Here is a 13,045-nt window from a genome sequence, read left to right as displayed (position 1 = left end):
ATAATGAGATGGTTAAGCGTTTGCGAAATAGTATTCATTCAGCAGGTTCCCGATGCCATACAGCTCACTCCTGATTTTAACAAGATAGGGATGCAGCCCTTCCGCTTTCATACTGTTTACGGAGCTGTAGGTGATGGTACTGTTCAGTCGCCCGATATTAAACGACAATTTATTATAGTGTTCAATATTTTTATCGCTTTTCAATCGTTCGAAATACCGGTAAATATTATTGACCGAATATTTTGCCGACCGGGGAAAATCGTTGTTGAGCATGACCAGTTCCAGCACGTTTTCCGCTTCAAAGCCTTTACGGTAGGTTTTCAGGTAAAGCTCATAACCGCCCAGCGATAAAAGCAAGTGTTGCCAGTAAGAGGTATCCGTGAGCAGGTCGGGATTATTGGAGATAGAGATAAACTTGATGTCCAGGATATCGACGGACTGTATACTTCTCTCCAAATATTTACCAATGCTCATAAAGCTCCTGCTTTCACCTCTTTCCATGATACTGCCTGCGGTGCCGTAATAAAGCATTACCTGTTTGATAAGGATATCCAGCGCGGTAACAGGATCATCTTTTTGTACATACCAGAGCAGCTTTGGATCTTTTACGGTATGGTAGTATTCATTGAGGCACTGCCAGAGGTCTTTCGCAATGTGTTCCTGCACGCTCCGGGCATTTTCACGGGCCAGCGTGATCATGTTGATGATAGAATTGGGATTGTCGCGGTTAAAGAGCAGGTACTCGATCACCGACCGGCTATCATTTTTGATAGAAGATATTTCAGCTTCATTTCTGCCGGAAGAAATACGGATCACCGGCGTCCAGGTGAATTCCTGGATGGTGTCCTGTGAAGATGCGTAGTTTATTTTCAGCATTCTTAAAATACCATCGCTTCTTTCTACATACCTGCTCAACCAATATAAACTGGAGGCTACTCTGCTTAACATAGGCTTGTGTTTTAGTTTATGATGCCAGTACCCAGGTGTCTTTACTGCCGCCACCCTGTGAGCTGTTTACTACGAGGGAGCCTTCTTTCAGGGCTACCCTGGTTAATCCGCCGGGAACAATAGAGATGCCGTCCGGCCCAACGAGGGCATAAGGTCTCAGGTCCACCCGGCGTGGTTGCAGCATACCATCGAGGTAACAAGGGGCGGTAGACAGGCTGATAGTGGGCTGTGCGATGAAATTGCGGGGATCTTTCAGTATTTCTTTTTTATAATTTTCTATTTCTGATTCCGAGGCCGCATGCCCCATTAACATGCCGTAGCCGCCGCTTCCGTTGGTTTTTTTGATCACCATTTTATGCATGTTCTGGAAGACGTATTCCTTATGTTCCGGGTTACCCAAACTATAGGTAGGTACGTTTTGCAGCAGCGGAGTTTCATTCAGGTAATATTTGATCATGTCCGGCACATAGCTGTATACGGCTTTATCATCGGCTACGCCGTTGCCGGTGGCGTTGATGATGGCTACATTGCCTTTGCGGTAGGCGCTCATGAGGCCGGCCACGCCGAGCACACTTTTAGGGTTGAACACCAGCGGATCTATGAACTCATCATCCACACGCCGGTAGATCACATCTACCTGTTGCAGACCGGTGGTGGTTTTCATGTATACCTTCTGATCACGCACTACCAGGTCGCGGCCTTCCACCAGTTCCACACCCATGAGACGGGCCAGCGTGGTGTGTTCATAGTAGGCGGAGTTGTACATACCCGGGCTGAGCAAAACGATGGTAGGATTAGCGACAGCCCGCGGCGACAGTGACAGCAGGTTTTTATAGAGAATAGACGGGTATTCCGTTACGCTGCGCACTTTGCATTGGGGCAGGAGATCGGGGAAAAGCCGCTTGGTGATTTCGCGGTTCTCCAGCATATAGCTTACGCCGGAAGGCGTGCGGAGGTTATCTTCCAGTACATAAAAGGTGCCGTCGTAATCCCGGATAAGGTCTATCCCCGCAATATGGATGTAGATGTCGTAAGGTACATTCAGCTGGTGCATTTCCCGCAGGAAATGGGGGCAGGAGTAGATCAGTGAAGCGGGGATCACGCCATCGCGGATAATAAACTGGTTATTATATACATCTTTCAGAAAAAGGTTCAGTGCCTTCAGGCGTTGTTTAATGCCTTTTTCAATAAAGGTCCATTCGGCGCAGGTGATGATGCGGGGGATGATATCAAACGGAAAGATTTTTTCAATCCCTTCTCCGCTGTCGTATACCGTAAAGGTAATCCCCTGGCTCATAAACAGCCGTTTCGCCAGTTCTTCTTTTTTATTGAGGTCGTTGGCAGATTCATTCTCCAGGTAGCTGATAATCCGGTGGTATTGTTCCCGGAGGTGATTATCGGCGATGTACATTTCATCCCAGGTATCGGAGATGTGATCATAGCGGTTGAGGTTTATAGTATTCATTTTAGTAATATTTTAATTATGCCATGGGATGAGATTGTTTTTGTATAATTTATGAATAAAATATTAATTATAATAAAGAGAGGTTGTTTATTTTTTAATTATAGAGATGATTATATAACATTATTGTAAAATATAATATTAATGAAAATGCAAAATATACAGATTAACAAACCTTAAAAGTTAAGTCCGTTTATTCGTCGGGAATTATGTATATTTTGCTGCCTTACCTGTTTTAGCCATTAAGATGAACTGAAGATCACAACCCTGTCAACCACTCAATTTAACCACAAAGAAATAAGTAACTCCATGATGAGAACACCATTACTGGCCGCTGCGCTGCTATTATCCGGCCTTTGCCCGCTACAGGCACAAACCACGTATAAAATGAAGCCCGTTGCTATTCAATCCAGGTGGGCTAAAGAAGTGAGCCCGCAAAATGCACTCACCGCTTATCCGCGTCCACAGCTGGAACGGGGCAACTGGCAAAACCTTAATGGCCTCTGGGAATATGCCATCACCGGCGCTGATGAAGCGGCGCCATACAACTTCGAAGGACAAATACTCGTGCCTTATCCCCTGGAATCGGCCTTGTCGGGCGTAAAGAAAACATTGCTTCCCGAACAACGACTGTGGTACCGCCGCAAAATTGATATCAGCCAGGCTGCCGGCGAAAGAACACTGCTGCATTTTGGTGCGGTCGACTGGCAAAGCAAAGTATATCTCAACGGGAAAGAAGTGGGTGGTCACACCGGCGGCTATACGTCGTTTACCATCGATATCACTAATGCCGTAAAGAATGGCGAAAACATCCTGGTGCTGAAGATCTACGATCCATCCGACAGGGGCGTAGGCCCTTCCGGTAAGCAGGTACTCAACCCCGCTAATATTTATTATACCCCCAGCTCCGGTATCTGGCAAACCGTATGGCTGGAGAAAGTGCCAACAGATTATATCTCCGGGTTAAATTTCACGCCGGATATAGACAAGCAACAACTGAACCTCACCGTAAGCGCACCTGCCGGATACACCGTAGAAGCCATCGCCTCTGCCAACGGTAAGCCCGCAGGCAAAGTGAAAGGCAAAAGCGGCGCACCACTGCTGCTGAAGCTGGAAAATCCCACGTTGTGGTCGCCCGGCAACCCTTTCCTGTACGACCTTTCCGTGAAATTGCTGAAAGGCAATACCGTTAAAGATGAAGTGAAAAGTTATTTCGGTATGCGCAAAGTATCCATCGCAAAAGATGAAAAAGGAGTGGACCGCATTTTCCTCAACAACAAACCTTACTTCAACCTTGGCACACTGGATCAGGGTTTCTGGCCCGATGGTTTATACACTGCGCCTACCGACGAAGCGCTGGCATTTGATATCAAAGCCATCAAAGCAATGGGCTTTAATACCATCCGTAAACATATTAAAGTGGAGCCGGACCGCTGGTACTATTGGGCAGATAAGCTCGGCATGCTGGTATGGCAGGATATGGTAAGTCCCAATCACAGCTTGCCGGAAGGCGCCAAAGCCGCCTTTGAACAGCAATGCAAAGAAACGCTGGCTCAACTGCACAACTACCCCTGCGTTACTACCTGGGTATTGTTCAACGAAAAATGGGGACAGTTTGATCAGCAGCGTTTAACGGAATGGATCAAACGCAGCGATCCTTCCCGCCTCGTCAACGGCCACTCCGGCGAATACCTGTATGTAAATGAAAAACTCCGAAGTCCGAGTCCGGATGCATACGTTGGCGCCGATCTGACCGATGTACACAGTTATCCCAATCCCATGAACGCTATTAAAATGCCCGGAAAGGCCCGCGTATTGGGTGAATTCGGAGGCATCGGCGTATTCATCGCCGATCATCAGTGGAATACCAATACCGCCTGGGGATACATCCAGGAAAAGCCAGGCGCACTGAAATCGAAATACGCCGTCATGAACCAGCACCTGCAATTACTGGAACGGCAAGGCTTATCTGCCAGCATCTATACCCAACCCTTTGATGTGGAAGGAGAACAAAACGGACTGCTCACCTACGACCGTGAAGTAGTGAAAATTCCGTTTGCCGAAATAAGAAAAATCCATGCGCCCCTCAATAAAGACATGGGCGCCATTCCCGCAGTCGCTGCGCAGGACGCCGATCTCACAGAACCTACCGCTATTTACAGCGCCATGTTGCAGGAGTACATTGATGGTAAAAAAGATCCGGAATTTTTGAGAAAGCTGGCCATGCTGGCCGTGCAGGCCGGCGATAAAGACGGCGCCGCCCTGGCAGGAGCCGACTATTTCGCGGTAATGAAACAGCCGTATTCGGAAGAAGACCTTCGTTATGTAATGCAGGTAACCGGCAGCACCCGCGACACCGGCTTCTCCATTATCCGCGATAACATGGAAGCCATCGATAAAGCTATGGGCGCCAGGCAATCGGCCGTAAAAATGATGAACCTTATTTACCAGGACCTGATTGCACCCGCTGTACCGGATAATGGCGCTAACCCCGACTGGGCCGCCATTTATGCTGCTGTAAAGCCCTACGGCGCGCCCGGCGAGGAAATATACCTGCGGGCAAAAACCATCTATCTGCTCAATAAACAGGATAAGGCCGGGTTCAAAACAGTAGCACGGGAGTACCTGGATAAATATGGCCAGTTTGTGAAATTGGATGAGAAGAAAAAGATAGAGGCGTTTATGAATTAAGAGCGGATTTTGTCTTTCTCAGGATTACGCTGATTATACTGATTACGCTGATTTGATCACTTTTTGATTTTAAAGGATTTGGGGAGATGTTAGCGGATATATCCGCTTTTTATCTCCCCAAATCCTTTAAAATCCTTATAAAATCCAAAAAGTAAAATCAAAGTAATCAGTATAATCAGCGTAATCAGCGAGAAAGACAAAATCCGCGTCTCCGCTTTTATCTTCCCCATCTTTTAAATTTAAAAAAATGCGGCCGTTGTCTTTTTGCCTGATTATGTTTATCTTTATAATGTGGCTAAAGCATTGATATCCAGTTTGTTTCTCTGATGAACCCCGTCTAAAGAATATTTCAAAACCCACTATAGCGTATTGATAAACAATACATTACCGATCAAGTCCACGTCATCTCCACATCAAGAGCAGGTCAAAAGCACATATAAAGTAAATGCAAAGCATGTGTAAGGCATGTGTGAAGTATAGGCCATCCCATCTTCACGCCATATTTTTAAATACCCATCTCCAAAGAAAAAATAAAATCAAAGTAATCAGTATAATCAAAGTAATCCTGAATAAGACAACCTTCGCATAGATTAACTAACACAAAGGTGTGAGCAATACTTTTGTTCTTTCTCCTTTCCTTTGTTCCCGGACGGAAAGTGTACAGAATGGTTAACCCGTTACCCTTCAGTTATTGTAGCATCCCTGACTCGCAACATAGCCTTGTCTTGCTTTCTGCTCCGCCCGGAATCTATATCTGAAAAATAAAATCTCATGAAAAAATTACTCCCTGTACTTTTTGTATTCGCTTTTACAAGTGTAAAGGCCCAGACCAATGTGATTGGTACTACCGGCAATGTAGGCATAGGTACGCTTAATCCTGTAAGTAAGTTGCAGGTATCTGATAACGGCCGTAACTATTATGTGAACCGCCCTATTGTTGGGCAGTCGCAGGATTCGCAAGGGATTACCTATATATTGCTGCATGAAATTTATACAGGAACCCCGATGGTAGATATGCATGTAATGGGAAAGATTACCGGTATAAGGGGAGGAACTGTAGCATATTACAGGAGATGGACGGTTGAAGTAAATACTGCCACAGCCAATAACACCAATAAAGGATCTATTATCAGCTACAACGAAATAGCAAGATTGGTAACGCTTGTCTATAATGGGAAAAGTTATCTGGCAGCTGAAATAGCTAACAGCTATGCTATGTTAGGCTTTTCATTTACGGGTTATGCGAGTGGAGAATCCTTGTTGATGGTAAAAGATGATGATGTGACAAGTGTAGCGTTATTTACCGCAACTGACCCAATAGCAATACAGGGGAATCTCAGTCTGGGGACTTTCAGCTCAGCTGCAAAGCTTGATATAGATGGAGGCCCAACCTGGACTACCCACGGTTGGCGCAAATCAATAAAGTTATATAATGCAGCCGCCATTGAGTTTGCAAGCACCTCAAGGTCATTTGGCCTGGGCGCCTCCGGTGCAAATTTGTATTTTTCAAATATGAACTCCGACGGAAGTGGCGTGGCTAATTATTTTCTAGTAGCTGACGGAAATACCGGCAACATGAGTATTGGAGGTCCTAATCCGGTTGCCAACTACAAACTCACGGTAGAAGGCACGCTTGGCGCACGCCGTGTGAAGGTACAGCAAGGCGCCTGGGCTGATTATGTATTTCATCCGGAGTATGAGTTGCCATCCCTGCAGGAGGTAGAGCATTTTGTAACAACCGAAAAACACCTGGAAGGCATTCCTTCCGAAAAAGAAGTACTTGAAAAAGGATTGGATCTGGGGGAATTTGATCAGCAGTTGCTTAAAAAAGTAGAAGAACTCACCCTGTATATTATACAGCTGAACAAAAACGTAGAACGCTTAAATAAACAGGTAGCAGCACAACAGCAAACTATCGCCACTTTGCAGGCTAAATAATTGTAAGCTGCGCACCAGTATACATCCGGTGCGTAGCCTTTTATTGCTTCCTCCCCATCCATTCCAGCGCATCCAGTATCAGCCTGTTCTGCGTTTCATTCGCAAACGTGGAAGATAATTCCTTATTGGTATGATGTTCATAGTCGATATCGTTATGCCCCATATTCAGGTATAGCATCTTATATTTTTTGTTAGTCCATACAACGGGATAATAGCCGCTGTGCCAGATCTCGTGCTGCTTTGGCCCGGTGCCCAGCGGGAAGCTGCTGGAATCTACCGACAGCAGTATGCTGATGTCCGGGTTTTTACGCAGGTCGTTGCTCCAGCGGTACCATTCATTGGGTGCGGCAGAGAAAGTATCCGGCAGGTTTTTGGTGGCCGGATGCCGGTGATCTTCCACACGCAGCACAGCGGAGGTAGGGCGCCAGGTATTGCTGCCATAGGAACCCGAACCCAGGAAGGTGTTGTGGTACCAGTCCCAGTTTTGAGGCACATCCGAAGGGGTGAGCGCAAACGCCGCAAAGTGAAAGCCTATCCAGCCACCCCCATGTTCCATGTATTGCTGAAATGCGGCGCGTTGCGCCGGGTCTTCCGGGCGTGTATCCAGGAAAATCACTACCTGGTACTTAGAGAGGAAGGCCGTGTTCAGGTTTTGCCAGTTGTTGGTGGAGTCATAGCTGAAATGATATTTGGCGGCCATCTCCGGGAACCACTTATTGGCTTCATGTACAAAACTGATGTGCGCCTGGTCGTTTTTAGCCGTATAAAAGGCGATAATCCGGAACCGGAGAGGAGTGGATTGCGCCTGGCTCATGGTGCTGCCAAACAGGCTTAAAATAAGCCAAAGGGTGCTTAGGTGGAATCTTAGCTTCATAAATAGTAAATGATCGTTCAGTACTACAAAATAAACTATTTCTTTAAGTAGGGGTTAAAGCTGCAGCAGATCCCGTACAATTTTTACCCGGTCGGTAGCCATCCGGGTATTGTCGTAGGCAAGGTACAGCGTATTGCTGGCGGGTACATTGCCCCGCCATACTTCTTTCAGTTCTCCTTTTTTAATGCCTTCTTTTACCATGTAATCCGCAGTGATAGTAAGCCCATTACCGCAGCTGATCGCCTGCAGGATCGTTTGCATATCCGGGATAATAAACTGTGGTTTGATAGCGGGACGCTTGCGGAAGTTTTCCAGCCAGAAACGCCGTATCACGGGCAGATCGCTGCTATAGGCAAACCATGGCTGTTTCAGCAGCCACGACTCTGCCTCATCCAGTGATTTCTTCTTCAGGGAGTTTTTAAATGGTTTGGTATCAAGATCCGGGTGGGATACAATCAGGAACTGCTCCCGGAGAATGGGCTCGTAGATGATGTTCTTTTCTTCTATCAGCTGCGTGGCAATGAGGAAATCAAGATCGCCTTTCTGCAGCCGCCGCAGCAGGTCTTTGGTCAGGCCAAACTCAATGATAATATTCGCCGGCACCTCGCTGATGCGTTTGGCTACTACTGCCTGGAAATATTCTTTTACGGCGCCGATGTGGATATTCGGCAACTGTTTGGTGATGCAGAAATAACGGAAATCCGCTTCCACATTCTCCAGCTTTTCCAGCGGCTCCACTACCTGCGTATAAAATAACTTACCATAATCGGTAGGCACCAGTTTGGGTTTGCGCTCAAATAGCTGTTTCCCGATATGCGCTTCCAGCGCGGATAAATGCTGACTTACATTCGGCTGCGAAATAAACAGCATCTTTGATGCCGCCGTCAGTGAGCCGGTTTGATATACGGCTTTAAATGTTCTGTACCACTCCAGATTAACCATCCCGCAAGTTATAAATATTTTTATGACGATTGATAAATCATATTATTTTCTTTATATGATTTACATCCTCACTTTTGTACCAGCAAAAAAAAGTCCGGCATTATTCAACAGAAAGCAAATGAAAAGAATCGCATATATCGGAAGTCTTGGTTTACTCGGCATCATCACCACCGAATTTGGTGTTATTGGTATACTCCCGCAACTGGCGGCGTATTACAACATTTCTATCGACCAGGCAGGAACGCTGTTAAGCGCATTCGCGCTGGTTATTGCATTAGGAGGCCCCCTGATGACGCTCTGGTTATCGGGATGTAACCGTAAAACCCTGATGGCTGTCAGCATTTCCATTTTTCTCATAACAGGGGTGGTATCATCCTTATCACCTCCCTTCTGGCTGTTACTGGTGGTGCGGATGTTGCCGGCATTCCTGCAGCCGGTATATATTTCCACGGCTATCGCTGCAGCTACCGGTGCGGCCGATAAAAAGCACACGCATAAAATGATGGCCATCGTGATGAGCGGGATTGCCATTGCAACGGTAACGACTATCCCGTTTGCTACCTGGCTGGCAGGGATCTATAACAGCTGGCAGTTATCGTTTGTAGTGCAAACCATTGTAAGTGCGATTGCGCTGATAGCCATCCTTGCTTTTCTGCCATCGATGCCGGCCACAGAAAAACCATCTTATGGCGCGCAGCTGAAAATACTCACCAAACCCGCCTTCCTGGCCAGCAGTATTATGAACGTGTTTATGGTGTCGGCCATGTTTTCCACCTACAGCTATTTTGCGGACTATCTCGGGAAAGTAAATCATATGTCCACCGGCGAGGTGGGCGTAATGCTGCTCCTGTTTGGCGCCGCCGGCGTGCCCGGCAACTTCCTGGCCGGTAAACTGCTGAGTAAAAGCGTAACCGGCACAATGGCCGCCTCTCTCATCGCCATCACGCTGGTGTCCATAGGTATTTACTACCTGCCGCTGTTTGCAGTACCACTCGTTATTGTATGGGGTTTCCTGCACACACCCTGCTTTATTACAGCGCAAGCCTACATGGTGGCCGCTGCGCCCGAAGCACCGGGATTTGCCACCAGCCTATCTATCTCTTTCGGCAACATGGGCGTTACCCTGGGAACGGCCGTCAGCGGCTGGATCATCACCTCGCAGGGCATCCATAATGCTCCCTGGGTGATGCTGCTCTTCGGCGCCGGCTCCCTGCTCATGATGGGACTCAAAGAAGTGCTGACAGCGCGGAGGTTATCTTTCTCAGGATTACGCTGATTTTACTGATTAGCTGGATTTTTACTTTTGGATTTTTTTAGATTTTCCTGACAATATATTTTAATAATATAGTTAAGGGAGATAAAGCGAATGTATCCGCTTTCATCTCTCTTAATTTTTTTAAATCTAAAAATCCAAAAAAATCCAAAAGTAAAAATCCAGCTAATCAGTAAAATCCGGGGAATCCTGAGTAAGACAACCTCCGCGCGCGCAATTGTCGCAAGTGCCCCCAAAGAATGTCGCTTTTGCACCTTCAATAAGAGAAAGACGACGGGTATCTTTGTAACGAAATGAAAATCTGTAAAATTCTAATCTATCGTTATGCAAAAGATCACCCCATCATTATGGTTTAATATGAATGCGGAAGAGGCGATCAGCTTCTACTCATCTGTCTTCAAAAATTCAAAAGTGACCGATAAGTCATATTACCAGGAAGGAATGGGAATTCCTGCCGGTACACTGCTTGCAGCTACCTTTCGCCTGGAAGGACAGGAGTTCCTGGCGATTAACGCCGGACCGCAATTTCCGTTTACAGAAGCTGTTTCCTTTACGGTATATTGCGAAACCCAGGAAGAAGTAGATTATTACTGGTCGAAGCTTACTGCAGATGGCGGAAGCGAAGTGCAATGCGGCTGGCTGAAAGATAAATTTGGCTTATCCTGGCAGATCACGCCTACCATCATGACTAAATTGTTGACTGATCCTGATAAAGAAAAATCCGGCAGAGCGATGCAGGCCATGATGAAAATGGTGAAGCTGGATATCGCAGCACTGGAAAAAGCGTTTAACGGGAAGTAAATAATTATTGCCGGCTGTTACCTTCAAAATTAATGAGCCAGTGAAGACCAAACTTATCAGTAAGCCCACCGAATAAAGCCCCCCAGAAAGTACTTTCCAGCGGATGTGTAGGAATACCATCCGTGGAAAGACGGGCATAAAAAGTCCGGGCCTCGTTTTCACTGTTGCAGTTTAATAATAGAGAAACGGTATTGCCGGCCGTAAGTCCCGCGTCAGGCACCATGTCGGATGCAGTGAGTACCAGGCTGCCTTTGGTAAGACTGGAATGTAATATAAACGGCTTCATAAAAGCGGGTATTTCTGCTGAAACAGGCGATTCTCCGATGGTTTGAAGCATCAGCTCTCCACCCAGACAATCTTTGTAGAAAGTCATTGCCTCCCGGCAGTTACCGTTAAAAGTAAGGTAGGTATGGATCATGGTCATTTTTAACCGGATTTTTGTGTGAAAACTATAATGCAAAAATCGGAAGGGTTACGGGAAGTAACAGGGGTGTAAAGCGACAATTCTCAGGGTAATTGCGGCATAAACTATTATAATTGCAGCGTATGATACATATTTCCATCCTGGTTCCCCTCGGGCATACCAGTTTAGTTAACATCGAAGGCAGCTACCAGATTTTAACGGATATCAATAACTTCCTCGCTGAAAAAGGCCGGGAGCCCATGTTCCAGGTACAGCTGGTTGGAATCACCGCCGAAGTAAGCCAGCGTAACCGTTTATTTACCATCTCCCCGGAGGTGCTGATAAACGATATAAAGAAAACTGACCTCATCATCATTCCTTCCCTGCACGGGGATCAATCGCGCGCAGCCGCCATGAACCAGGATTTTATTCCCTGGATCAGGCAGCAATACGAGCAGGGTGCATCCGTGGCCAGTTTATGCCTGGGCGCTTTTTTCCTCGCCGCTACCGGTCTCCTTAAAGGCAAACAATGTGCTACGCACTGGAAAATGGCCCGGGAGTTCAGAACCATGTACCCGGATGTAAACCTGATGGATAACCGGATCATCACGGAAGAAGAACGTATTTATACCAGCGGCGGCGCCTATTCTTATCTCAACCTCATCCTTTACCTGGTGGAGAAGTACGCCGGCAGGGATATTGCGATCCTTACCGCCAAAGCATATGCCATTGATATAGACCGCCAGAGCCAGTCGCCTTTCATCATTTTCGAAGGACAAAAAGCTCATAACGACGAACCTATCCGTAAAGCGCAGGAATTTATTGAATCCAGTTACCAGGACAAGATCACGGTAGAACAGCTGTCTGATATGTCGGCTATAGGGAGAAGGACTTTTGAAAGAAGATTTAAAAAATCGACCGGTAACACGGTGATAGAATATATTCAGCGGATAAAGATAGAAGCAGCCAAACGCGATTTTGAAACCAGTACAAAAAATGTCAACGAAGTCATCTACGATGTAGGATATATCGATACAAAAACATTCAGGACCATGTTTAAAAAGGTAACAGGACTTACCCCACTGGAATACCGGAACAAATACAATAAACAAATTATGAACCCTGTAAATGAATAGTTATGGAAAAAACAACGTTTAAAGCTACCATCAATGCGCCACGCGAAAAAGTATGGGAAGTACTTTGGGGCGATAATTCTTATCCGCAATGGACAGCTCCTTTTGCTGAAGGCTCCAAAGTGGAAACGAACTGGGAAAAAGGCAGTAAGGTATTATTCCTCGATAGCAAAAGCAACAGCGGTATGGTGGCTAGGATCGCGGATAAAGTGCCTAATGAATTTATGTCGTTCCAACACCTGGGCGAAGTTTATAACGGCGTGGAAGACCTCACCAGCGACAAAGTAAAAGCCTGGGCCGGCGCATATGAAAATTATACGCTGACTAACGTCAACGGCAAAACGGAGTTACTGGTAGAAATGGACCTGGCTGACGAGTTTAAGGACTATTTCAATAAAGCATGGCCATTGGCACTGGATAAAGTAAAGGAATTATCAGAGCAGCAGTAAGCTGTTATCAACTAATATTCCCCTTCGCCGGCCGGCAGCGGCAGGCGAAGGGGTTTCCTGTTTTCTGCCCAAAAAAGTGAACATGCTTTGATCCGGAATACGGTTGTGCTATCTTTGCGGTTATTGTATCA

11 protein-coding genes are annotated in these 13,045 nt (G+C 46.4%); 6 read left to right on the top strand and 5 right to left on the bottom strand.

Annotated elements, in window-relative coordinates:
- Positions 1-12: 12 nt before the first annotated feature.
- Positions 13-948, bottom strand: coding sequence for an alpha-E domain-containing protein (locus AB6805_RS00765; RefSeq protein WP_370907551.1), 936 nt, complete (start codon positions 946-948; stop codon positions 13-15).
- Between the two features lie 16 nt (positions 949-964).
- On the bottom strand, positions 965-2,413 hold the full coding sequence (locus tag AB6805_RS00760) for a circularly permuted type 2 ATP-grasp protein (RefSeq protein ID WP_370907550.1): 1,449 nt from the start codon (positions 2,411-2,413) through the stop codon (positions 965-967).
- Positions 2,414-2,719: 306 nt separating this feature from the next.
- On the opposite strand from AB6805_RS00760, the gene AB6805_RS00755 reads away from it, so the two are divergent.
- Together AB6805_RS00755 and AB6805_RS00750 are read left to right on the top strand one after the other, a co-directional pair.
- On the top strand, positions 2,720-5,101 hold the full coding sequence (locus AB6805_RS00755; RefSeq protein WP_370907549.1) for a glycoside hydrolase family 2 protein: 2,382 nt from the start codon (positions 2,720-2,722) through the stop codon (positions 5,099-5,101).
- Between the two features lie 771 nt (positions 5,102-5,872).
- Entirely contained in the window at positions 5,873-7,039 is a 1,167-nt protein-coding gene (locus AB6805_RS00750) for a hypothetical protein (RefSeq protein WP_370907548.1), read from the top strand.
- Between the two features lie 40 nt (positions 7,040-7,079).
- On the opposite strand, the gene AB6805_RS00745 is transcribed toward AB6805_RS00750, so the two are convergent.
- Positions 7,080-7,913: a ThuA domain-containing protein gene (locus tag AB6805_RS00745; RefSeq protein ID WP_370907547.1), complete on the bottom strand. Its 834-nt coding sequence runs from the start codon at positions 7,911-7,913 to the stop codon at positions 7,080-7,082.
- Positions 7,914-7,967: 54 nt separating this feature from the next.
- A complete protein-coding gene (locus AB6805_RS00740; RefSeq protein ID WP_370907546.1) occupies positions 7,968-8,855 on the bottom strand; it encodes a LysR family transcriptional regulator in 888 nt (295 codons plus the stop codon).
- A gap of 118 nt (positions 8,856-8,973) precedes the next feature.
- Between AB6805_RS00740 and AB6805_RS00735 the strand changes: the two genes are divergently transcribed.
- Together AB6805_RS00735 and AB6805_RS00730 are read left to right on the top strand one after the other, a co-directional pair.
- Entirely contained in the window at positions 8,974-10,131 is a 1,158-nt protein-coding gene (locus AB6805_RS00735; protein WP_370907545.1) for an MFS transporter, read from the top strand.
- A 321-nt stretch (positions 10,132-10,452) separates the two neighbouring features.
- Positions 10,453-10,929 carry a VOC family protein gene (locus AB6805_RS00730; protein ID WP_370907544.1) on the top strand — a complete coding sequence of 159 codons (477 nt, stop codon included), beginning with the start codon at positions 10,453-10,455 and terminating at the stop codon, positions 10,927-10,929.
- 4 nt (positions 10,930-10,933) lie between these two features.
- On the opposite strand, the gene AB6805_RS00725 is transcribed toward AB6805_RS00730, so the two are convergent.
- Positions 10,934-11,353, bottom strand: coding sequence for a VOC family protein (locus AB6805_RS00725; protein ID WP_370907543.1), 420 nt, complete (start codon positions 11,351-11,353; stop codon positions 10,934-10,936).
- A 122-nt stretch (positions 11,354-11,475) separates the two neighbouring features.
- Here AB6805_RS00725 and AB6805_RS00720 point away from each other — a divergent pair, with 122 nt between their 5' ends.
- Positions 11,476-12,468 (top strand): GlxA family transcriptional regulator, encoded by a 993-nt coding sequence (locus AB6805_RS00720; protein WP_370907542.1) that lies wholly within the window; start codon positions 11,476-11,478, stop codon positions 12,466-12,468.
- Between the two features lie 2 nt (positions 12,469-12,470).
- Positions 12,471-12,914 carry an SRPBCC domain-containing protein gene (locus tag AB6805_RS00715; RefSeq protein ID WP_370907541.1) on the top strand — a complete coding sequence of 148 codons (444 nt, stop codon included), beginning with the start codon at positions 12,471-12,473 and terminating at the stop codon, positions 12,912-12,914.
- Positions 12,915-13,045: the final 131 nt, after the last annotated feature.

Source organism: Chitinophaga sp. RCC_12 (assembly GCF_041360695.1).
Classification (GTDB): Bacteria; Bacteroidota; Bacteroidia; order Chitinophagales; family Chitinophagaceae; genus Chitinophaga.
This window is presented reverse-complemented; position numbering and strand designations above follow the sequence as displayed.